Below are 21,887 nucleotides of genomic sequence, written 5' to 3' on the forward strand. Positions count from 1 at the left end.
GATGCCGACACCCATTGCACCAATGATCATCCGTGGCGAGATCATCACCGATCAATTGATCGAGATTGGCGGCCGAGGTGGAGACTTGCGCTTCCATACACCCGACGCAAATTGCTACCTTGATCGCCTACCACTCAGTGACCCAGCCAGATTGGCAGATCTGTACCAGTTGCATTTTGCAGACATCCTTGACTACACCGACGAGTTGGCTGGACAACTCGATTTCTCTCGAAATCACCACCTGCAGGAAGCCTGCGAGCTGTCCTACGCCACCGCGCCGACCACTCCGCCCCTGGTCAAGGCGCAGTATATGAGCCTGGCGCGCATGCTCGACCGTCAGTCCATCCATGAAGCCGCCGAACAAGCCATCGGCATTGATCACCTAGAAGGGTGGGTACGCAAAACACTGCACGACGGCCGTGACGTGGAAATCCGCTGCTTCGGCGCGCGCACGCTACACATCGTTGCCGGCAATTCGCCGGGATTATCGTTGCTGAGCATTGTGCGCAACATGATCCTGCGCAGCGATGCGCTGATCAAAGCGCCATCCAATGACCCGTTCACGGCCACAGCCATTGCCCGCACCATGATTGACATGGCGCCAGACCATCCCCTGACCCGACATCTGAGCGTCGCCTATTGGCGTGGCGGTGATCAGGCACTTGAAGCGAAACTTTACCGACCGCAGCATTTCGAGAAGATCGTAGCCTGGGGTGGATTCGCTTCGATCAAGCATGTCAGCCAATACATCCAGCCCGGCCTTGAGCTGATTTCTCTCGACCCCAAACGCAGTGTTAGCATCCTTGGTGCTGAGACATTTGGTAGTCCTGAACGAATGCGCGAGGCAGCACTTCGCTTGGCTTGCGATATCGGCGCACATAACCAACAAGGGTGCGTGAACGCTCGTGTGGTATATGCAGTTTCCGGTACCGACGAGTCAGGCTTGGATCAACTCAATCTGTTTGGCGAGTACGTATACGACGCGCTGCTAACCCTGCCCAATAGCATCAGCACTCGCCCCAAGCGCTATGATCCGGAGTTAGCCGCGCACCTACGCGCACTGCGTCTGGAAGACGAATGGTACCGGGTAATCGGTGGTGAGGATGGCGAAGGAGCTGTAATCGTTTCGCAATTGCCTGACCCCGTGTCCTTCGCCGCAGCGCTCAACGACCGTACGGCCAACCTCGTTCCCGTGAATTCGTTGGATGAGGTCATGAGCGTAGTAGACGCCTCCACCCAAACAGTCGGAATCTACCCAGAAAATCTCAAGGACGAACTAAAGGATCGCCTGCCACTGCACGGCGCCCAGCGCATTGTTTCACTTGGCTACGCTATCGCACTGAACTGGGCATTGCCGCAAGACTCCATCGAACCCTTGCGGCGAATGGGCAAGTGGATCGTCAATGAAATCTGCACGCCCGCCCGAATACCCGGGCCTTGGCAGCGGCCCAACTTCGAACCAAAAACAGAGTAGAACTGGAAACGCTGCTGCGAAATCGGGTAGCTCACCGAGGAACTGCACAGAATCGCCCGTGTGCTTGCATTCGACCTTACCCGTCAATTGTGTCGGATTTGACCATGACGTTTCGGGGCTTGAGTGACCCAAAGCTGACGGTGGTGACAGTCAGAAATCGAGCAAAAGCGGTCTCTTAGTCGGAGCTAACAGTCCTGCCGGAAGCAGGTCTGTTAGACCGTAGAGGATATAGCGTACGAACAGCCGCATCTGAATGGCCAAAACTGTGTGGGCAAAGAGCTAGAGCGCTACCAGTTCGGCGATTTTTGCCGCAACCACCGCCATTGAATCTTCTGCAGTGTCCAGGCCGCTTCGGGAGGCGAGCAAAGGACTTACATTGCGGAGAGCTTCATACGTCGTGTTGTGCACAATGGGAACGAGCTGGTTACCCGCCAGGAGTGCCGAAAGTTCTTTGTCAGCAACACTCTCTTTGGGAAGGCGCGTCAGCAGCGCGGGAGTAACCAGCACAAGCCCGATTCGCGAATTCGCTAAGCCCTTTGCGCGCATCATTGGAACACCGAGGCCTAGGTCCCTCTCGCTGAACCAAACTTTGACACCCGCCGCCACAAGTAACTCGTGCAGTTTTTTGGCTGGCCCGTGCCGATCGTTCCACGCGTGGCACAGGAAGACGTCACGAAGGTCAGGTTGCTCCGCTGCTCGCGTCTCAACGGTTTCGCGAATTGGAGTCAGGGACTGCACTTGGGCTGGTGAATACGATACGGATGAACCAGCTCTCGACCAGCGCGGCTTTGAACTGCTGCGGGACCCGCCACCACCGCCACCACTGTTGCCATAGCTACCTCCACTACCGACGGACGAGGAGTAGGACGAACCATAGCCCTCATAGCGGGAGCCACTGCGGGAACTGGTGCGATATCGGCATGCAGGGCAGGCAGCGGCCGCTGCCGCTGAGCTATGTCCACGTACTGGTGCTGTGCATCTAGACATGTCGTAATCCTTTCATATAGGGAGCGACTAGCACTCAGGGCACAAAGCATGCCCTGGGGTCTGTTAATTGGACTGCAATTTCACCCGCACACGCTCAAGGCATAGTTCGCTGCTTACCCAGCAGTCCGTAAAGCATGCGAGCAATCATCTCGGCAGTGTCGTCCTGCTCCAAATATCGTGGACGCTCCAAGGCGACAACCCGAATCAGCGCTGGTACCGCGTGATAAGCAATAAACAGTGCCTTCTCTGCATCCTGCACGGCCAGCTCATTTGGGAAACGCCGCATCAGGGCGGAAGTCAATTGAGCCTGCGGCAGGTTGCCAGGCTCAACTGCGTCCATACGCTGCAACTCGCTGTAGTGCAGGTACTTGGTATTCAAGGCCTGATCGGCCAACCATTGTTTGCGGCGCAGGCGCAGAAACGTGCGCAGCATTAACAGCAATCCATCGTAGAGCGTGCTAGAAGTCGGCAAGCTAATTATTTTCTCGAGCAACTCGGCATGCTGATGCTTGCGATAGTCGTCGAACATCGACGAAGTGAGAGAGTCCAGGGTGGGAAAGTACTCATATATAGAGCTCACAGAAACGCCCGAGTACTCAGACACCCGGCTCAAAGTCAACGCATCGCGGCCTTCGCTTTCAAGTATCTGCTTGGCAGCCTGTTTTAGTGCCTCGACCATGGCGATCGAGCGTGCCTGTCGTGGCTGTTTGCGCTGCGTTTCGGGAACTTCTATCAGTAACCGGCCTTGCAGTAAGGCTTGGGTCTTGGAGGTGCTGGACATGGATTTATCCCCTACAGTGCAAAAGAGCAACGCTGGCCCTGATTTACGCTAGGCGCGATAAAAAACTCGCGAATGTCTCGAGCTAGCACTCACAAATGCCGTTACATCAGCCTTGAGTCAATCTGCCCGCCACTAACGACCAATCTTCAATGAGTGCAATAAGGACTGCTTGTAAGTGGCAGCACTCAGTCAGTGCCTAAAGCCCGACAAAAACTTCCCGCTTGGTTGAGCAAATCGGAGACAAACGAAAAAGCGAACGGATCCAGTATCAGTTCTTCAATGTGGTGCCAGTGCCAAACCACCAAACCGAAAGAGATCGCCGCGCAAGCGAACGCCAGCAAATTCAGCCAGATGGTCTTCCGCGCCTTTTCCCAGAGCCAAATCAGCTGCGAAATCAGCATTGCCGTGATAATGCAACATCCCATGCAAGCGCCTCCGCACCGCGTCTTGTCGAGTTCGATTTGTCATAGAGCCAAGTACCGTGCGCTCTACTCCACCGCTAAAAAAAAGGCCGAATATCCGGGCAAACCTCTGCCCGCGATACCCGGCCTTTGTAGCCCGTTGCTGTGAGGGCTTAGCGCACGCCGGTCCCCGCCATGGACTCAGAACGGAACGTGTAGTCCGGCATACGAGCTACTTGCTTGATGTAGCCATTCTTTGGATTGATGTAACTGCTGAGAATGTACTGCCCTTTGCTCAAATCGTAGGTCAGGGTACAGAAGCTCATAGTACCGGCCGCCCCCGACTCGTTGCGCAGGTACTGTGGGAAGCTGAAGTTGTAACCGACACGGAAAATCTTGCCGGCATCATCTTTCGCTTCTGCAGCCACCAAGGCCCAGGAGTCCTCATCGATATAGAAGTTACGTTGGGCTGCAATGTGACGCTTGCCCTCCTTGCGGGTTGCTTGAACTTCCCAGACACGATGCAACTCCCAACGTACGCCTTGGGGATTGACGAAGTTCTTTTCCAACAACTGCTCAGGCGTCATGGAGAGGAACTTGAACTGGTTGTAAGGTACGATAATTTCTTTCTTACCCACCAGTTTGAAATCGAAGCGGTCCATCCGCCCGGAGAACAAGTTCAACTCGTCATAGTTGAGCGCGCCGGACAAGGAAGCACTCGGCGTGTCGTAGGAAAACTCCGGCGCCAGACGGGTACGGCGCTGGCCCGTGGTATAAGACCAGGTGCGCTGGTCTTTCTCATCGAAATGGGCCGGGTACCAGATCAGTGCCTTCTGCCCAGCGTCGCGCGAAGGCGCCACTGTACGGTTAAGCATGCGGTAGTAGCTTTCGGCGCCGCCTTCATACGGTGTGGCCTTGGAGTCCCAGTACGGGTAGTCAGAATTCTGGAAGGATTCGTTGGTCATGGTCCGATTGCCCGACGTATCCACAAGCCAACTTTCCATCCGCAATTCATATTCGGTCTGATCACGGGTCAAGGCATTCCACATGGCCTCGTAACCGCTCTTCGGAATCGGAAACGGTGTACCGAACCAGCATCCGCGCAAACCTACACCACCGCCCTCGGTCTTGCACTCTGGATTGCTGGCGTTTTTCAGTGTGCCTGCAACGCGATCCTTGGCCATTTCCGGGTAACTGCGGTGAGTCGGATAGACGTCGATCTTGAAGTCGTTGAAACGCTTGAACAACTCCAGCGTACCTGGCGTTAATTTGTCGCTGTATTGAGCCAGGTTGGCATTAGTGATGCTGAATGTGGCTTTTTCATCCGCGAATGGGTCGGCTGGACGCGAATCGCTCGGTTTGTACGTTGCTGGTGGTGTCTTGATGCCACCAGTGTAGGCAGGAATGCTGCCATCCTTGTTGCCGGCAACTTCCGCTCCCCAAGGGGTCAGGTTCTTGCCCAACTGGTCGATTTCCTGCTGGCTCGGTTGTGCCTGGGCAGTGACGGCGACACTCAAGGCAATCGCTGCGGCCAATGCGTGAATCGAGTACGACATGATGTTCTCCTTGGCTCTTCGAAAGGTATGTTCAAGCGCGCGCTAACGAGCGCGAGGCTGCTGGCTGCAGGTCTGCAGGCAGGGCCATAGGTGATCTCAAGACGGGGATCCGCGGATTGGGCCGCACCTGGGAGGTGTGGCGTGCTGATGTGCTGTTTACGGATAACAGCGAGCTTGCATTCATTGAAACCTCCCCACCTTTTGGATTTTTTGTAGGAGACGCTTGTTCAACGGGGGTACTGCAAGGAAAGGGAGCGTGATGTCACATTTCGCCTTAACCTATTAATCATCTTAATCCTATTAATGATTAAGCGTCAACGCTGAATAAGACGATTGGCATTCGCCTACCAAAGCACAGCGGATGAAATGCAAACGGCCCGACCGGTCAAGACCGGTCGGGCCGTCGCACAACACAAATTACCTTAAAGTCAGGCGGTAGCTGGATATCCTCCACCGCCATACAGCTCATTGGCTGCGTCACGGTCCAACTGCCCGTCTCGGCCGCGCGGCAGGCTATCAACAAACTCGATAATCTTCGGCTTTTTGTACGAGGCCATGCGCACCTTGCAATGCTCGATCAACACATCGGCATTCAGATGCCGGCCCGGGCGCAGCACTACCAGGGCCTTGACGTTCTGGGACCAGACGGGGTCGGGTACGCCAATGACACAGGCATCAAGGACCTCTGGCAGCATTCGTAGACAGCCTTCGATCTCAGCAGGGTAAATATTCTCCACCCCCGACTTGATCATGGTGGTCTTCGGTCCGACAAAGGCAATAGCTCCGTCTGGTAAGCGTTTGCCAAGGTCACGGGTGCGATACCAACCATGGGCAGTGCGCTGTTGATTCTCTTCGCCTCGATCGAAGTAGCCCGCCATCACCTGCAAGCCCCGGACACTGATTTCCCCGACAGTGCCATCAGGTACTTCCTGACCGTTATCATCCAGGATGCGCACCTGAACCAATGGCGAGGGTCGACCGGCCCCCTCACCACCGAGCCAGCCCATTATCGTAAAACCCATTAACTCGGTCTGGCCATACAATCGAGGGGCGCGATTGAGCGGCGCACTCTGCGGCATCACCATTGGGTTGGTCCATTCCGGTGCCAGAGGTGAAGACCACAGGCTGGACACGTTAAAGCGGCCATCAGCATTGATTTGGCGAATCTGCTCCAGCGTTGGTTGCGCCACAAATGCATGGGTGACCCGCTCCTGCTCAATCAGTTGCAGCATGCGTTCCGCATCCACGCGAGCGATGAACACATTCTTACCACCGAACTGATAAGTCGCCAGGGTCGACGTGAGGGTTCCCAGATGGAACAGTGGACCGGAGTTGAGGAATACGGTGCTTTCGCTGATGCTCTCGGTATAAGCCAGCATCAGTCCTTGATAAAGGATGGTACCTTGAGTCAGTAGCGCCGCATTGGGATGTCCTCCAAACGCCGCTGTATAGATCGCCAGCAAGGGCGTATCCGCATCCACCCGAGTCTCGATATCGACATCCGACTGCCCAGCGATCCACTGTTCGTAACCACTCTCATCGTCGGCTTGCACCCACAACGCCGCGTGCTCGCTCAATTCGCGGGCATGACAGACCGATTCTCCGACCTCCGCCTGCTGCCAGAGGACGACCTTAGGCTTGAAGTCTTCAATGACGAAAGCCAGTTCGTGGCCGCTCTGACGCCAGTTCGCCGGGCAAAAAATCGCACCGAGTTTGGCTGCAGCCAACAATACTTCGAGGACCCTGAAATCATTCTGGCCCAGCCACAAAATTCGCTCGCCATGTGTCACGCCGGCTGCCTGGAGGGCCTGGGCCAGACGGTTGACCCGAGCGTCGAGTTGCGGCCAGGTCAGGCGTACGTCGCCATCTACGACTGCTTGCATGGTCGGGCGCGAGCGCCGGTGCTCACGCAAAATATCCGCGACGCCGTGCATGCGGATCAGGTTGAAATTATCTTGAGCCGTCTGGGCTTTTTGCATCTTGGGAGTCCTCATCGATCGCCCCGGCGAGGCCGGGGGAGATGCGTGTCAGGCTGGAACAATCCGGGGATCGGCACTGCCGCAATTGCAGGCACCGTGCAGCACCTGACCGCGCAAACCGGTGTGGTAGTGATGGAAAGGTTGGCAACGCTCCAGGCGACTGCTGATCACCACTTCTCCATCGATTGCGTCCACCGCCCACTCGAAGCGGTCGATATGTGCTCCCGTGCCGGCACTGCATTCGATGGCCAGCGCTGGTCCCAGCTCCAGACAACGAAACACCGTCAAACCCGGTTGGCCGGCCAACCGCGCATAAGCGTCAGGCCAGGCCCAAACCACCATGTCGGCAAACAGCTTGAGTGGGTCATGGCCCAGCCCAACCAAACCATCCAGCGTGGCAGCGGTGATTCCATAGGCGCCGACCAAATTGAAACGACGAATGATCGACTCCACACGGCGGGCATCAAACAGTGAGGAGTCGGCCGAAACCGCTACCATGTTGAATTGCATCACCGCACGTTCCATCCCCAAGGCCTGTACCCCCTGGTCGAGCAGCGCGGTAACCATCAGATTGCTGCCCATATGGAAATCGAAGGTGTTGAGCACCTTGAGGATCGAGCGCATTGAGCGTTCGATTTCCAGTGCCGAATACCGCAGGATCTGACGCTCACCCTGTGCGTCGAAGTAACGACCCACGGCCATCGGAGAAAGTACGGTTGACTGCTGAACTGGACTATTCATTGCTTGGTCACCCTCGGGATCTTGTTCGGCGGTCCATCCTTGAGCATCGACTGGTTCGTGGCCAGAATAATCTTCACTGGTACTTGCAGCGCGGTGGAAACGGCATCCGCAACTCGTACCGACAACTGCTCCAGGCTGTCCTGCAGTGCACTTTCTTCATAGCCCACACGCAAGGTCAGGACGTCGGCTTCGCGCTGCGGACGGATCATCTGGAACAAACCTGTGCGGGTCTCGTCGAACCGCTCCATCAGCGGCCAAATATCGATCGGCAGGATCGAGCGCCCCTGAATCAGCATCTCGTCACTCTTACGCCCGATGGGCTTGAGTCGCCCGTGGGTGCGCCCGCAGCTGCATGGTTTGCGCGTAAACCGCACCAGATCATCGGTGCGGTAGCGAATCAGCGGCCCAACGTCGTCGAGCAACGCCGTGACAACCAGTTCGCCGCGGGAGTCATCGGGCATCTCAGCATCACCGCTAGGGTCCAGATGCTCGATCAGCGCGATGTCTTCCCAGGTGTGCATGCCGTCGTGGGCACGACAGTCCATGGTGGTGGTAATGTCGCCCAGAGAACTGAGTTCGAATATTTCCAGGCCCCAGCCCGTGACCACGGCACGGAAATGCGGGCTCATTGGCTCGCCGCCGAACACAACACCCTTATAGGAACTGAAAGCCTCCTTGAGGTCGTCGCCGGTTTCCTTCTCATATTTCTCCAGCGCAATGATCAGCGGTGTAGAGAGCATGAACATCGCCTTGGGGCGCAGCTCACGAGACATCTTGACCAAGTGAGGCATTTCGCTGGGCAGGTGCTGCACGGTGACCGGGCGGAAACCACTGTCCATCCACTTGTCGGAGTTCAGTCCTTCGCGGAAGGTAAACAATGCGTAAGTGAAGTAGTCGTTGGCACGTACCCCGATATGCCAGAGCTCGCGCTTGAGCCCGGCGAGTGCAACGTGGTATTCGGAGCGCGGCAGCGGAGTCGGATCACCAGTCGTCCCCGACGTAAAACCAATACCACGCAAATGCGGCGGGCCGACACAGACCAGACCACCAGCCGGGTCGCCATGCTCGTCGCGAAACTGGCGGATACGTTCCTTGTCGATAAACGGCACCTTGGCCTTGAAGTCCGCCAGGCTCTTGATGTCTTCAGGTTTGACGCCCGCCTCATCCCAAACCTCGCGGATCAGTGCCGAGCGGCTGTAGACATACGGAACCAGCTTGAGAATCCGTGCTTCCTGCAGTTTCTCGATATCTGCCCGAGACATCGTTTCGATGTCCGGGTCGAAAAACCTGTCGTCGTCCAGTCGTGTCATAGCGTTACCTTATTATTGTCGTAGCTATCGTTGGCCAGGCGCCGGGTTACTGAAACTCCGGTCGTGCCAGGCGGAACAGTCGCGCCGCATTGCCGCCGAGGATATCGGCTTTTTCTTGCTCGCTTATCTCAATGCCATCGAACAGCGAAGCGATAATGTTTCGCGAATCAGGGAAAGTACCCTCCGCGTGGGGATAGTCAGAAGCCCACATCAACGCGCCAGTGCCCGTTACCGCACGGGCAGCGATGCAAGCACGATCATGCTGGAACGAAGCCTTGACCTGACGGCGGATAATGTCGCTGGGTTTGACCGAGAGCTTGGGTTGAACGAACGCTGCGTGAGCGAAAAAGACTTCATCCATGCGCTCGGCCAACGCACCTAGCCAACTGGCGCCGCACTCGATCACCGCCACCTGGGTTTTTGGGTTGCGATCCAGTACGCCTCCGGCAACCAGGTAGGTGACAGCTTCGATACCATCGTTCATCTGGCGGGTGTAGTTGACGACTGCTGCACCCGGTCCACGCTCATGGATCACCGTTTCCAAACCGGTACCGGTATGCATCACCAGTACCACACCCAAGTCGCCTGCCGTCTTGAACACCGGATCCCAGGCTGGATCGTTATAGCGCGGGATGCCGGTGCTGGTTACCGAAGGCAACATGGCGGCGGTAAAGCCCTTGGCCGCAACCCGTTTCAATTCGGCGACAGCATTGGCGAGGTCGCGAACTGGCAGGATGGCGCAGCGCACAAAACGGTCCAGATGGCCCTGAAAGAATTGATTATTCCAGTCGTTGTAGAGCTGGCAGGTGGCGTATTCGGCTTCGGCATCTTTCAGCGCGTAAGCCCAGAGTCCGAGACTGGGGAAGCAGATCTCAGCGTCGATGCCATCCTTTTCCATATCCTGCAAACGGCCTTCCAGGTTATGCAGGCCGATACGCTTGCTCCCCCCGATATCGGCGATATTCAGGCGCATCTTGAAAATCACTTCATCGTCGGTACGGGTAATTAGGGTGTCGCCCTGTTTTTCCGCCCGGATCGCATGGCGTCGCAGGGAAGGTGGCAGCCCTTGAACAAACAGGTCGTGGGGTTCAAGCACATGTGAATCGGCGCTAAAGATGAAATGGCCGGCCATCGGGGTTCTCCCTCTTATTTTTGATATCAATCATTAAGCTGATTATGCTGCAGCTAGAAGCGTGCCGCAAGCCACAGCAATCATATTGATGATTAATATTTAAATAGCCTTTTCAGGTTTGCTTTTAAGCTGCTCCAACCCACGCCCCACTCATCCTCAACGCACTCAGCTCAGTTGGTTGAACGGTGTGTCCCGGTCGTTGCGCAGCTCGGCCGGTAGGCCAAGCACGCGCTCAGCGATGATGTTGCGCAGGATTTCGTCGGTACCACCAGCGATGCGCAGACCGGCCGACCACAAGTACCAGTAGTTGTAACGGCGTGCCCGCGGGTCGTCAAACTCGCGCAAACCGTCCGCGCCAAGCTGCTCCAAGGCATAACCACTCATGTCCTGCAGTGTCTTGGCCATCACCAGCTTGTTGATGGAGGCCTCGGGGCCCGGCACACCACCGCGTGATACGGCAGTCATCGAACGCAAGCGAGTCAGGGCGATACCTTCATCGGCGACATAGAACCTTGCCAACGCTTCAGCCTGCTCAGCACCTACCAACCCTTGTGCCAGCAGGTCGCGGGCATCGGGCGCACCGGCCGGCTTGCCGCCAACGGCCAGACGTTCGAACATCAGGGTACTCAGGGAGACCTTCCAACCGTCGCCTACTGCACCCAAACGCTGGCTGTCAGGAATGCGCACGTCGGTGAAAAACACCTCATTGAATTCAGCATCACCGAGCAATGTGCGGATCTGACGTACCTCGATGCCCGGGGCGCGCATGTCCACATAGAACATGGTCAAGCCCTTGTGCTTGGGCTGGCTGGGGTCGGTACGCACCAATACGATGCCGTAGTCCGCCTCGTGGGCGTAGGATGTCCAGACTTTCTGGCCATTGAGCACCCAATGATCGTCGTGACGCACGGCCCGAGTGCGCAAACCTGCCAGGTCCGAACCGGCCGCCGGCTCGGAGAACAACTGGCACCAGATCTCCTCACCGCGCATACCCGGGGCCATAAAGCGCTCGACCACCTCGGCAGAACCATGGGTGAACAAGGTCGGTAGACACATGCCAATGCCCACGGCGAACGGGACATTGGGCACACTGAAGGCTTCTTCCTCCTGATGGAAGATCACATGCTCGATCGGTGATGAACCCTGCCCTCCCACAGCTTTGGGCCACATGATGCCGACGAAACCGGCATCATATTTGAGCGCCTGCCAGGCACGGGCACGCGCCATGAAGTGTTCTTCCGACAACTCCTCCTCGGCATGCACCTCGCAGGCCGGTGCCTGCTCGCCCAGCCACTGCCGCACGCGGGCGCGGTAAAGCGCTTGTTCGGGGGTATCCAGGAAATCCATCAGTGCGTCTCCTCTAGCTGTTCGCGGGCCAACGCCGCCACCAATCGCTGTGCCCACAGTGCTCGCCCACCCAGTTGAGTGGCCAGCAGTCGGGCGCGTCGGTAGAACAGTTGGGTGTCGCTTTCCCAGGTAAAACCAATGCCACCAAACAACTCGACGGCCGCCTCGGCGGCTACATTAAGAACATCACTGGCGGCCAATCGCGCCCCGGCAGCGGCACGCGGCAATTGATCGGGCGCTTGAGTCAAGGCCCAGGCACCGTAATAGCAATGGCTGCGAGCCAACTGAATTTTTACGTACACATCGGCCAAAGCATGCTTGACCGCCTGATAACCCCCGACAGGACGGTTGAAAGCCTTGCGCGTCTTGACATAGTCAAGTGTCATCGCCAAGGCGGCTTCCGCCGCGCCCAATTGCTCGAACGCGGTCAACACGGCACTGGCGTCCAGCGCCCGCTCACTCAGGGCTCGCCAATCCTGCCCAGCTGCCAGAGGTGTTGCCAGCGCATTGGCAAAATGAATATCGGCATGCCGGCGAATTCGGTCGATTGACTCTACTGTTACGAGGCTGACGCCCTCAGCACCGGCGCGTACTTGCCACCAGCCAGGCTGATTCTGCTCATCGAGCGCCGATACAATGAACACATCGGCCAAGGGTGCATCGGCAACCATGGCCTTGATACCACTCAGCCGCCCTGCCGTTACCCGAGCCGTCGGTACTTCAACCCAACTGCGCTGGCCGCGCTCGGTGAAGGCCACAGTAGCAATCAGCTCGCCTGCAGCCAAAGCACCCAACAGTGACCTACAGCCTTCACACCCCAGGGCCTGCTGCAGAACCATACTGGCATGCTGCACGGAGCTGGCAAAAGGTATCGGCGCCAAGGTGCGACCAGCCTCTTCGGCCAGAACACACCACTCCAGTGCCGACAAACCAAGGCCACCGTCTTCTTCGGCTATACCCGCCGCAGGCCAGCCCAATTCAACGATCGAGCGCCACAGCGCCTGATCGTGGGTGACATTGGACTCCAGCAGCGACCGGGCACCGGTCAGGCTGTTGGCAAATACACGCCTGGCCTGGTCGCGCAGTTGCTCTTGATCGGCAGAAAAATCGAAATTCATGTTCAGGCTCCACTGCCACGTGGGTAGAAACGCTCGCCCCGTATGGCACGCTCACGCAACCAGGCCGATGGTCGGAAGTGCTCACCAGCAATCTGGCTCAAATAATCGCAGCGTTCGACAAACACATCGGCACCGACTGTATCAATCAAGCTGAAAACGCCGCCGGTCCAGCTTGGGAAACCAATTCCCAAAATTGAGCCCACATCGCCTTCGGCAGGATCGGCGATCACGCCCTCCTCCATGCAGCGCGCAGCTTCCAGTGCCTGCGAATACAGCATGCGCTGCTTGATTTGCTCCACTGAAGGTTGCTCGGCGAGCGGCGGATAAACCTCGGCAAGTCCGGCCCACAAGGCGCGTTTTCCGTCCGGATAGTCGTAGAAACCCTTGCCAACGCGGCGGCCGATTCGGCCAAGGTCGTCGCAAAAGCGTTGCTGTACAGCAAAGCCCGGGGACGGTTTCCACTGTGCGCCCAAGGCACTGCGTTCAGCCTTGGCAGCCTTGTAACCGTTCTCCAGACCAATATCGTCCATCAAGCACAGCGGCCCCATGGGAAAACCGGCCAATTTCGCCGCATTATCGATCAACGCTGGCTTGACACCTGCCGCGAGCATTGCCAGCACATCTTGCAAATAAGCGGCGATGACACGCGAGGTGAAGAAACCACGTGAATCTTTCACTACGATAGGTGTTTTGCGCAGCAGGCGGATGTAATCAAGAGCATGCGCCAGAGTTTGTTCACTGGTCTGCTCACCGACCACCACTTCGACCAGCGGCATGCGGTCCACCGGTGAGAAGAAATGCAGGCCAATGAAACCGGTTGGTGCCGAAAGATCCCGGGCCATGTCGCTGATTGGCAACGTTGAGGTATTGGAAGCCAGGATTGCTCCGGGGCGCAAATGCGCCTGCGCTTGAGCAAACACCTCCGCCTTCACCTTGAGGTCTTCGAATACTGCCTCGACCACCAGGTCGCAATCGCCCAGTGCAGCGTAGTCACCGGTAGTCTGTATGCGCTGCAGAATCGCATCGGCAGTCGCTTGTTGCATGCGACCTTTGGCAATGCGCTTGGCAAACTCGTTCGCCAGGCGCTGCTTACCGTTGGCAGCCTGCTCGGCACTGGCATCGAGCAGTACCACTTCAAGACCCGCTATCGAAGAGCTGTGGGCAATACCTGCTCCCATCAAGCCCGCGCCTATGACACCTATCTTGCGCAAGCTGGCAGGGACGATGTCTTTCGGCCGACGGCTGAGTTTCTCCAGCTCGCCCTTGTTGACGAACAGGGTACGCACCATGTTGCACGCCGTAGGGTCCATGACCAACTTGGCGAACTCACACGCCTCAATGTGCAGGCCTGCATCAATAGGCACCGCTGTGCCGCGGGCCACAGCATTAAGCAAGGCAATCGGGGCCGGCAGATTGCGGCCAGTGTCACGAGCGATGTGGGTGGCGGTCAGGTTGTAGAGGTTACCCAGTTCGACATCAGCGAAACCGGCGCCACCGGGGACCTGGAAACCTTTCCTGTCCCAAGGCTGCTGGGCATCGCCCTGTTCCAGGATCCAGGCTTTGGCAGTTGCCAGAAGCTGGTCTTGCGCAACGACTTGATGCACGACACCTTTTTCCAGCGCCGCCTGTGGACCCAACAGGGCGCCCTTGAGCATCAGTGGCAACGCTTGTGCGACGCCAATCAGACGCGGCAGACGCTGGCTGCCGCCGGCACCGGGCATCAAACCGAGCGTTGCCTCCGGCAACCCCAGCAGGATTTTGGGATTATCCACTACCACACGATGCTGGCACGCCAGCGCAATTTCAAGGCCGCCCCCGAGTGCCGATCCATTGATTGCAGCTACGAAAGGTTTGCCGCAGGTTTCCAGCTTGCGCAGCAGCGGGCTAAACGCCGTGGCCATCGCAAACGCTTCTTCTGTCGATATATCGCGGGCCAGGTCACGAACGATCTGTTTAAGATCACCGCCAGCGACGAAATCTTTTTTCGCTGAGGTGATGATCACACCGCGCACGCTCGTGTCACCGGTTACCCGGTTGACGACTTCGGCCAGCTCATCGCGCAATTGTGTAGTGATGGTATTGGCCGATTGGCCAGGAACATCCAGGGTGACCACGGCGATACCCGCGTCATCCAGGCAATACTGAATACTTTCGAACATGGAAATGCCCTGCTCCGTGAAGTGAGGTCTTCAGACGCGCTCGATGATCGTCGCTGCGCCCATACCGATGCCGACGCACAAGGTGACCAGCGCAGTGCCGGCGCCGCTGCGCTCCAATTCGTCCAGGGCAGTGCCCACTAACATGGCGCCTGTGGCGCCCAGCGGATGGCCCAGGGCGATTGCTCCACCGTTAACGTTGATCCGATCGTGAGAAATGTTCAGTACTCGCATGTATTCGAGTACTACCGATGCGAAGGCCTCATTGAGTTCGAACAGGTCGATGTCGGCCACACTCATACCGGCGCGTTTAAGGGCTCTCAACGAAGCAGGTGCCGGGCCATCGAGCATGATGGTCGGGTCAGAACCAATGGAGGCAAAGCTGCGGATGCGTGCCCGTGGCTTGAGGCCCAGACGCTCACCCGCTTCGCGACTGCCTACCAGCACTGCGGCGGCGCCGTCGACGATCCCCGAAGAGTTACCGGCAGTGTGCACGTGGTCGATCTCGAAGACTTCCGGGTATTTCTGCAACGCAATGGCGTCATAGCCGCCCAGCGTGCCCATCTGTGCAAACGCAGGTTGAAGTGCGGCAAGGTCTTCGGCACGTGTTTCAGGGCGCAGGTGTTCGTCACGCTTGAGCAGCGTGCTACCGAGCGCATCCACTACCGGGATCACCGAGCCGGTAAACCGGCCTTCATTCCAAGCCCTGGCAGCGCGTTCCTGACTATGCAGCGCATAACGGTCAACATCGGCACGGCTAAATCCTGAACGGGTTGCGATCAGATCAGCACCTATGCCTTGAGGCGCAAAGTAAGTGCCATAAGCCACTGCCGGGTCACGTGCCCATGCGCTGCCCTGAGAGCCCATCGGCACTCTGGACATGGACTCGACCCCGCCACCAATAGCCAGGCCGAGTTGACCGGCCATTACTTGACCTGCCACCAGGTTGATCGCATCAAGGCCCGAGGAGCAAGCACGATCGACATGAAAGCCAGGCACCGTCTGGTCGTAGCCGGCCATCAGGATTGCCGGACGAGTCAGGTTCGAACCCTGCTCGCCAAACGGTGTGACGATGCCGAACCCAACCTCCTCTACTTCACGCGTATCCAGCTGGTTGCGCCGTTGCACCGCACGCAGCACCTGGGCGGCGAGCTCCACTGACGGCACGGCGTGCAATCCGCCATTGGCGCGACCGCGGCCGCGAGGCGTGCGTACATGATCAAATATATAGGCATCAACCACCGTCTCTCTCCCAATCTGATTCAACCCGTCCAGCACAAGACAATGCGCCGATATTCATATCAATCATATATATGGTTGATATGATAAACAACCACCACTGACAATCACCCGATGCTTTGGCGCTTATGACTGGCACAACAGGCTGTGAAGCATGTGCGCCACCTCCTGCAAAGTACTCTCGTCGCCCAGATACTGCGGGCGTTCCATGGCAATGGAGCGCACAAGCAGATGCAAGGTGCGGCAAAACAGATAGAGGGACTTTTCAGGATCGAAAACCCGGATGTGCCCGCAGAAGCGCTCAAAGAGCAACCGAGCCGAACCATCCAGCGGCGGCATGTAGTTATCTTCCCTGGGCAACAGTCGCAGCTGTTCGTAATAGCGCACCTGACGGCTGTTGGTTTCAGGATCAAGCAAATGCAAGCGATGGCGCAGAGCCAATGCATGGCGTGTGATCACACAAACACCATCGAACAGTGACGCATTGGGGGGCAGCTCGAAAACATCGGCCTGCATCTGCCGACCCGTTTCATCGCAATAATCGGCAAACAACAGGTCCACCAGGCTGTCCATGCTGGGGAAGTATTCGTAGATCGAACTGGCCGCGACACCGGCAAATTCCGACAAGCGGAGCAAGGTCAGGGCAGGACGCCCTTCTTGCTCCAGCAAACGTCGCGCAGCTTGCTTGAGCGCTATGACGAGCGCTTCCGATCGCGCTTGACGTGGCCGTTTGCGCAACTGACCGAAGTGTTCAAGGGCCTGACCGGCCTCGGCCAGATGGGCGACAGGCGGAATAGGGTCGCCTGATGGGGTGAGGTTTCGAGGAAAGTATCCCATGACAAAGCCTTCTGGCCGACGCTTCGGGAAAGAACCCGGAGGTGCGCGCTGAGTATTTTTTAAATTTCTTATATTTCAGCCAATTAGCCCACCTCTCGAAGGAGTGAAATCCGGATAGGGGCTAATCAGCTAGATGAATATCATGAAAAGGCGCCGGAGACAAAAACAACAGATGCCTGCCTGAGGGTCCCGCATGGACAAAAACTACGACTTGATACTTAAAGGTGGTCGAGTAATCGATCCTACCAACCAACTGGACGGTGTTCACGACTTGGCCGTAAAGGCCGGTCGCATCGTCGCCATAGAGGCGCATCTGGACCCCAGCCAGGCCATCAAGGTAATCGACGTCCGCCATAAGCTTGTCATCCCCGGCATGATCGACCCGCATGCTCATGTATTTCGTTACATCACTGGTGTCTTGGGCATGGACGCCGACTGGGTGGGGGTGCAGTCCGGCGTAACGACATTGGTGGAGCAAGGCGGCGTTAGTGCTGCCACCCTGCCCGGTTTCGTAGAGTATGTGGTCAATGCCAAGGCCAACCGTGTCCATGCATTCCTCGCGCCCTATGCAGCCGGAGGTGTTGGTGGCTTTTCTTACCCAGACCAGTTCACCCCCGGCACCATTGATGTCGAAGCCACGCTTAAGGCATTCGAAGCAAACCCGCAGGTGGCCAAGGGCATGAAGTTCTGGGCCGAACAAGCCAGCCTAATGAAATTCGGCGAGGCTTCGATTCGCAAGGTTCGAACCATCGTCGATCAGGCCCGGGTGCCGATGTACGTACACATGGGCGAACTGTGGCGCTTACCGGCGGAAGTTCATGCGCAATTTCCGGCTGAAAAGGTGCTGGAGACCGTACTGCCGTTCATGCGTGCCGGCGATATTTTTGCCCACGCCTATACCGATCGCCTGGGTGGATTTTTCAATGCCGACGGCTCGGTACGTTCGCTGGTTCGCCAAGCTATCGCCAGCGGAATTCATATCGATCTGGGTTACGGTGCGGCGACCAATTTCAATTTGGTCCGCCAAGGTCTTGAGCAGGACTTCCTGCCACAGACGCTGGGCGCCGATATCCATGCCTATAACACCGCAATCAAGGATCCCCACATCGATACCGGTGGGCGCGGACGATTCAATGGCCATCCTGGCGTAGCGGCCGGCATGAACCTGTTGATGGCCTTTGGCGTTCCACTGGAGCAGGTCATTCCCATGGCCACCTCAAATCCGGCACGGATCTTTCTGCGAGAGCAAGACGGCGTCGGTACGCTGAACATCGGTGCCGCGGCTGATATCACGGTACTCGACGATTTGCGCGGCCGCTGGCGATTGACCGATACCTCCGACGACCAAGTTATTACCGAACGTCTGTTGCAACCCAGCTTCTGCCTCAAGGACGGGCTGTACCATGCCGCCGACTCGGCCCTGTTATCGCTTCCGGAGCAAGTCTGATGAGCGGACTGTATGCCCATGATTTTGCTGACTTGCTTGAACCTTCGGCGATATTGAATGCCGATCAGGCCGCCCAGCGAATTGTGGCGCCCAGCAGGCCAGGGCAGGCGCTGCAGGTACGCTGCCTGCTGCGCCCAAACAGCACCGAACAAGTCAGTGCAATTCTCAAGCGCTGCCATTCAGCGGGCCAGCCCGTCACGGTGTTGGGAGGTTTGGGTGGCGGTGGTGGTTTCAGCCACCCCCATGAAGTCGCGATTTCCACAGAGCGCTTGAATGCCATCGAGCAAATCGATACCCGCTCCAGTACTGCCCTGGTGCAAGCTGGATGTGTACTGCAAACGCTGCATGAACGACTACAGGCTCTGGGTTTGGGTTATGGCGTCGACTATGGCGGGCGCGGCTCGGCAACCCTGGGCGGGAACATTGCCACCAATGCCGGCGGCAGTCAGGTGCTGCGCTACGGCATGACTCGCGAGCAAGTGCTTGGACTCGAAGTGGTGTTGGCCGATGGCACCGTCTTGTCATCGATAAATCGCATGCTCAAAAACAATGCAGGCTACGACCTCAAGCAGCTTTTCATCGGTAGCGAGGGCACCCTGGGTATTGTCACCCGCGCGGTACTACGTTTGCGGCCGCTCCCTGTCAGCCAGAATACTGCATTGCTGGCATTACCCGGCTTCGACCACGTCACCGACCTGCTTGCCCATTGCCAGCGCAACTTTCCCGGCAGCCTGACGAGCTTTGAGGTGATGTGGAAGGGTTTCTATTGCGGCGCGATCCAAGGCCATGTCGCACCACTGCCCGCTGATCAGCCTTTCTATGTATTGGTTGAGACCAGCGGCGCTGACTCTCTGCGTGACAGCGAGCACTTCGAGATCACTATGCAGCAGGCGTTGGAGCACGAATGGGCAGTCGATGCCGTACTGGCCAGCTCCCAGGCTCAGCGCAATGCGTTGTGGGAGGTACGTGAGCGGGTGTTGTGGATCATGACTGCGCCAAGCTGGCATGTGTTCGACATCAGCCTGGCACCCTCGGCAATGTCAGATTACCTGCACACCATCGAGCAAAGGCTTGCCGGCCAGTGGCCGACTGCCGAACTGGTGGTTTTCGGCCATATCGCCGACGGCAATCTGCATGTATTCGTGCGCTTCCCTGAAAAAATGCCGGAACAGACCTACGAACAACTCTGCGCCCTGCTCTATCCGCCATTGAAGCCCTTGGGTGGCTCCATGGCTGCCGAACACGGTGTCGGCCAGAGCAAGGTCGCGCACCTGCATTACTCGCGCAACACCGAGGAAATGTCGCTGATGTACGCGCTCAAACGCAGCCTCGATCCCTTGAATATCCTCAACCCCGGCCGAGTGTTAGACACCCGGCGTCTAACCTGAGTATTTCCTTATGCAAATCGATATGAGCGGACGTGTTGCCCTGATCACCGGCGGTAGCAAGGGATTGGGGTTTGCAAGTGCAGAGCGCTTCATCCGCAGTGGGGCACAAGTTGCGATAATTGCACGTGACTCAGTGCAACTGGATTCGGCAGTCGAACGACTCAATGCACTCGCGCCTGGCCAGGCTGCAGGGTTTACCTGCGACGTGACTCATGCCGAGCAAATCGAAGCAACCTTCGCCGCCGTCCAGGCACGCTTCGACAAAGTCGATATCTTGCTCAACAACGCCGGCGAACATGCCCACGGTGAGTTTGAGACGTTGACCGATGCTCAGTGGCAACATGACCTGGACCTCAAGCTGTTTCCGGTCATCCGCTTCAGCCGCCTGGCCCTGCCGGGCATGAAGGAGCGACGCTGGGGGCGCATTCTCAACAGCATCAACGTGTTCGCCAAGGCGCCTCGTGCCAATACCGCGCCGACCTGCGTCAGCCGTGCGGCGACCATGGCTCTGACCAAGGCACTCGCCGGAGAGTGTGCCCCCTACAACGTACTGATCAATGCCCTGGCCATCGGGATTATCGAAAGTGATCAGTTCCGTCGTGGCTATGCCAACAGCGACGGTAGCCAATCCTACGATCAATATATGCAAGCGAAGGCTGTCAGCCTGGGCATCCCGCTGCAACGTGCCGGGCAACCTCGGGAATTCGCCGATCTAGCCTGCTTCCTCGCCAGTGATGCAGGCTCCTTCATCACTGGCAGCGTCATCAACGTCGACGGCGGCATGTGCCCGGTGGTGTGAGCATGGCTCGAATGACACTGAACAGAGCTGTCACAGTCACGGACTTTGTGGCGCTTGCCCGTCAACGAATTCCAGGCTTCGCGTTTGATTATCTCGACAGCGGTGCCGGCGATGACGCGGGTGTACGACGCAATGCGCGCGCCTTCGAGCAGGTGCTGCTAAAGCCCCGCTACCTACGTGGTCTGAATGCACAGAAGGTGAGCACAGCCACCGTGCTTTTCGACCAGACCTATGCCTGGCCTATCGGTATTGCCCCCACCGGAATGAACCAACTTGTCTGGCCCAGCGCCGACCATGATCTCGGCCTGCTCGCCGAGAAGACCGGGATACCTGTGGTCAACAGCACGCTGGCGACCCTGAGCGTGGACAAACTCGCGGCACTCGCCCCCTCGCAAACCTGGTTTCAGCTCTATTCTCGCAACGATCCTGCATTGAATCGCGAACTGCTGCGCAAGGCCTGGGAAGCTGGGGTAAAGGTGTTGGTGGTGACTGCGGACCTTCCCAGCGCCCCCAACCGCAATCGCGATGCCCGCAACGGCTTTGGGGTCGCCACGTTTCGTATGGCCCCTCGCACAATAGCCGCGGCACTTAAGCGCCCGATCTGGTTATGGCACTGGTTTCGGCAAGGACGCCTGAGCTTTGAAAACCTCAGCCACTTGATCGGCACCGGCAGTGGCAATCCGGTCTTCGCAGCACTGGCTCGGCAAACCAAACAGGACTTGAGCTGGAGCGATCTGGACGAGCTGCGTCGTGATTGGCCCGGTTACCTGGTAATCAAGGGCATCCTGGATCCAGACGATGCACGAGAGTGTGTCGAGCGAGGCGCCGACGGGATCTGGGTGTCCAATCATGGTGGTCGTCAACTGGAGTCGGCGCCTGCGGCATTGGACTGCCTGCCAGCGATTGTCGATGAGGTCGGTGACTGCACAAAAGTGCTCTTCGACAGTGGCGTGCGCAGTGGCGAAGACGTAATCAAGGCCCTCGCTCTGGGGGCCGATTTCGTTTTCAGTGGGCGTAGTTTTCTTTACGGCTGCGCGGCTGCCGGAATAGAGGGGGCGCAGAAAATCTGCGACCTGTACACCCGCGACATCACCCGCACCATGGCTCAGATCGGCTGCTCCTGCGTGACCGAACTGAACCGAAGCTGGGTCACCGAGCCAAGCGCCATAAACTCATAGTTGCGACATAATGGTGT

At 57.7% G+C, this 21,887-nt stretch carries 18 protein-coding genes; 5 read left to right on the top strand and 13 right to left on the bottom strand.

The features are described from left to right. Nucleotide 1 precedes the first annotated feature (1 nt). A complete protein-coding gene (locus GPL81_RS20570) occupies nucleotides 2–1,474 on the top strand; it encodes an acyl-CoA reductase (RefSeq protein ID WP_160108215.1) in 1,473 nt (490 codons plus the stop codon). 279 nt (nucleotides 1,475–1,753) lie between these two features. On the opposite strand, the gene GPL81_RS20575 is transcribed toward GPL81_RS20570, so the two are convergent. The 13 genes from GPL81_RS20575 to GPL81_RS20635 all read right to left on the bottom strand — a co-directional run bounded on the left by GPL81_RS20575 (nucleotide 1,754) and on the right by GPL81_RS20635 (nucleotide 17,058). Next, nucleotides 1,754–2,461, bottom strand: coding sequence for a toll/interleukin-1 receptor domain-containing protein (locus GPL81_RS20575; protein WP_160108216.1), 708 nt, complete (start codon nucleotides 2,459–2,461; stop codon nucleotides 1,754–1,756). 94 nt (nucleotides 2,462–2,555) lie between these two features. Beyond that, nucleotides 2,556–3,242 (bottom strand): TetR/AcrR family transcriptional regulator, encoded by a 687-nt coding sequence (locus GPL81_RS20580; protein ID WP_160108217.1) that lies wholly within the window; start codon nucleotides 3,240–3,242, stop codon nucleotides 2,556–2,558. Between the two features lie 276 nt (nucleotides 3,243–3,518). Then, nucleotides 3,519–3,662 (bottom strand): hypothetical protein, encoded by a 144-nt coding sequence (locus GPL81_RS20585; protein WP_160108218.1) that lies wholly within the window; start codon nucleotides 3,660–3,662, stop codon nucleotides 3,519–3,521. A gap of 154 nt (nucleotides 3,663–3,816) precedes the next feature. Next, entirely contained in the window at nucleotides 3,817–5,199 is a 1,383-nt protein-coding gene (locus tag GPL81_RS20590) for a DUF1329 domain-containing protein (RefSeq protein ID WP_160108219.1), read from the bottom strand. Between the two features lie 428 nt (nucleotides 5,200–5,627). Continuing rightward, on the bottom strand, nucleotides 5,628–7,178 hold the full coding sequence (locus tag GPL81_RS20595; RefSeq protein WP_160108220.1) for an AMP-binding protein: 1,551 nt from the start codon (nucleotides 7,176–7,178) through the stop codon (nucleotides 5,628–5,630). 48 nt (nucleotides 7,179–7,226) lie between these two features. Further along, nucleotides 7,227–7,919, bottom strand: coding sequence for a hypothetical protein (locus tag GPL81_RS20600; protein ID WP_160108221.1), 693 nt, complete (start codon nucleotides 7,917–7,919; stop codon nucleotides 7,227–7,229). Further along, on the bottom strand, nucleotides 7,916–9,229 hold the full coding sequence (locus tag GPL81_RS20605; RefSeq protein ID WP_160108222.1) for a phenylacetate--CoA ligase family protein: 1,314 nt from the start codon (nucleotides 9,227–9,229) through the stop codon (nucleotides 7,916–7,918). Before GPL81_RS20605 ends, GPL81_RS20600 begins: the two co-directional genes overlap by 4 nt. Nucleotides 9,230–9,275: 46 nt before the next feature. Beyond that, a complete protein-coding gene (locus GPL81_RS20610) occupies nucleotides 9,276–10,361 on the bottom strand; it encodes an amidohydrolase family protein (protein ID WP_160108223.1) in 1,086 nt (361 codons plus the stop codon). A 165-nt stretch (nucleotides 10,362–10,526) separates the two neighbouring features. Beyond that, nucleotides 10,527–11,708 carry an acyl-CoA dehydrogenase family protein gene (locus GPL81_RS20615; protein WP_160108224.1) on the bottom strand — a complete coding sequence of 394 codons (1,182 nt, stop codon included), beginning with the start codon at nucleotides 11,706–11,708 and terminating at the stop codon, nucleotides 10,527–10,529. Then, entirely contained in the window at nucleotides 11,708–12,826 is a 1,119-nt protein-coding gene (locus GPL81_RS20620) for an acyl-CoA dehydrogenase family protein (protein WP_160108225.1), read from the bottom strand. The genes GPL81_RS20615 and GPL81_RS20620 overlap by 1 nt, the downstream gene beginning before the upstream one ends. 2 nt (nucleotides 12,827–12,828) lie before the next feature. Next, nucleotides 12,829–14,985 carry a 3-hydroxyacyl-CoA dehydrogenase NAD-binding domain-containing protein gene (locus tag GPL81_RS20625; protein WP_160108226.1) on the bottom strand — a complete coding sequence of 719 codons (2,157 nt, stop codon included), beginning with the start codon at nucleotides 14,983–14,985 and terminating at the stop codon, nucleotides 12,829–12,831. 30 nt (nucleotides 14,986–15,015) lie between these two features. Then, a complete protein-coding gene (locus GPL81_RS20630) occupies nucleotides 15,016–16,224 on the bottom strand; it encodes an acetyl-CoA C-acetyltransferase (protein WP_160108227.1) in 1,209 nt (402 codons plus the stop codon). Between the two features lie 123 nt (nucleotides 16,225–16,347). Further along, nucleotides 16,348–17,058, bottom strand: a complete 711-nt coding sequence (locus GPL81_RS20635; protein WP_160108228.1) for a TetR/AcrR family transcriptional regulator — start codon at nucleotides 17,056–17,058, stop codon at nucleotides 16,348–16,350. A 193-nt stretch (nucleotides 17,059–17,251) separates the two neighbouring features. Between GPL81_RS20635 and GPL81_RS20640 the strand changes: the two genes are divergently transcribed. Genes GPL81_RS20640 through GPL81_RS20655 form a run of 4 tightly spaced genes read left to right on the top strand, consistent with a single transcriptional unit; the run spans nucleotide 17,252 to nucleotide 21,870 of the window. Beyond that, nucleotides 17,252–18,505: an amidohydrolase family protein gene (locus GPL81_RS20640; protein WP_160108229.1), complete on the top strand. Its 1,254-nt coding sequence runs from the start codon at nucleotides 17,252–17,254 to the stop codon at nucleotides 18,503–18,505. Further along, on the top strand, nucleotides 18,505–19,893 hold the full coding sequence (locus tag GPL81_RS20645; RefSeq protein ID WP_160108230.1) for an FAD-binding oxidoreductase: 1,389 nt from the start codon (nucleotides 18,505–18,507) through the stop codon (nucleotides 19,891–19,893). Before GPL81_RS20640 ends, GPL81_RS20645 begins: the two co-directional genes overlap by 1 nt. A gap of 22 nt (nucleotides 19,894–19,915) precedes the next feature. Next, nucleotides 19,916–20,692, top strand: a complete 777-nt coding sequence (locus GPL81_RS20650) for an SDR family NAD(P)-dependent oxidoreductase (protein ID WP_246218954.1) — start codon at nucleotides 19,916–19,918, stop codon at nucleotides 20,690–20,692. Continuing rightward, nucleotides 20,677–21,870, top strand: coding sequence for an alpha-hydroxy acid oxidase (locus tag GPL81_RS20655; protein ID WP_160108232.1), 1,194 nt, complete (start codon nucleotides 20,677–20,679; stop codon nucleotides 21,868–21,870). The genes GPL81_RS20650 and GPL81_RS20655 overlap by 16 nt, the downstream gene beginning before the upstream one ends. The last annotated feature ends 17 nt before the right edge of the window (nucleotides 21,871–21,887 follow it).

Source organism: Pseudomonas izuensis, from assembly GCF_009861505.1.
In the GTDB taxonomy this organism is placed as follows: Bacteria; Pseudomonadota; Gammaproteobacteria; order Pseudomonadales; family Pseudomonadaceae; genus Aquipseudomonas; species Aquipseudomonas izuensis.

What these genes read in the sequence shown, in the direction of transcription:
- GPL81_RS20570 (WP_160108215.1), top strand. Translation starts at nt 2, where the DNA reads ATGCCGACACCCATTGCACCAATGATCATCCGTGGCGAGATCATCACC.
- GPL81_RS20575 (WP_160108216.1), bottom strand. Translation starts at nt 2,461, where the DNA reads ATGTCTAGATGCACAGCACCAGTACGTGGACATAGCTCAGCGGCAGCG.
- GPL81_RS20580 (WP_160108217.1), bottom strand. Translation starts at nt 3,242, where the DNA reads ATGTCCAGCACCTCCAAGACCCAAGCCTTACTGCAAGGCCGGTTACTG.
- GPL81_RS20585 (WP_160108218.1), bottom strand. Translation starts at nt 3,662, where the DNA reads ATGTTGCATTATCACGGCAATGCTGATTTCGCAGCTGATTTGGCTCTG.
- GPL81_RS20590 (WP_160108219.1), bottom strand. Translation starts at nt 5,199, where the DNA reads ATGTCGTACTCGATTCACGCATTGGCCGCAGCGATTGCCTTGAGTGTC.
- GPL81_RS20595 (WP_160108220.1), bottom strand. Translation starts at nt 7,178, where the DNA reads ATGCAAAAAGCCCAGACGGCTCAAGATAATTTCAACCTGATCCGCATG.
- GPL81_RS20600 (WP_160108221.1), bottom strand. Translation starts at nt 7,919, where the DNA reads ATGAATAGTCCAGTTCAGCAGTCAACCGTACTTTCTCCGATGGCCGTG.
- GPL81_RS20605 (WP_160108222.1), bottom strand. Translation starts at nt 9,229, where the DNA reads ATGACACGACTGGACGACGACAGGTTTTTCGACCCGGACATCGAAACG.
- GPL81_RS20610 (WP_160108223.1), bottom strand. Translation starts at nt 10,361, where the DNA reads ATGGCCGGCCATTTCATCTTTAGCGCCGATTCACATGTGCTTGAACCC.
- GPL81_RS20615 (WP_160108224.1), bottom strand. Translation starts at nt 11,708, where the DNA reads ATGGATTTCCTGGATACCCCCGAACAAGCGCTTTACCGCGCCCGCGTG.
- GPL81_RS20620 (WP_160108225.1), bottom strand. Translation starts at nt 12,826, where the DNA reads ATGAATTTCGATTTTTCTGCCGATCAAGAGCAACTGCGCGACCAGGCC.
- GPL81_RS20625 (WP_160108226.1), bottom strand. Translation starts at nt 14,985, where the DNA reads ATGTTCGAAAGTATTCAGTATTGCCTGGATGACGCGGGTATCGCCGTG.
- GPL81_RS20635 (WP_160108228.1), bottom strand. Translation starts at nt 17,058, where the DNA reads ATGGGATACTTTCCTCGAAACCTCACCCCATCAGGCGACCCTATTCCG.
- GPL81_RS20640 (WP_160108229.1), top strand. Translation starts at nt 17,252, where the DNA reads ATGGACAAAAACTACGACTTGATACTTAAAGGTGGTCGAGTAATCGAT.
- GPL81_RS20645 (WP_160108230.1), top strand. Translation starts at nt 18,505, where the DNA reads ATGAGCGGACTGTATGCCCATGATTTTGCTGACTTGCTTGAACCTTCG.
- GPL81_RS20650 (WP_246218954.1), top strand. Translation starts at nt 19,916, where the DNA reads ATGAGCGGACGTGTTGCCCTGATCACCGGCGGTAGCAAGGGATTGGGG.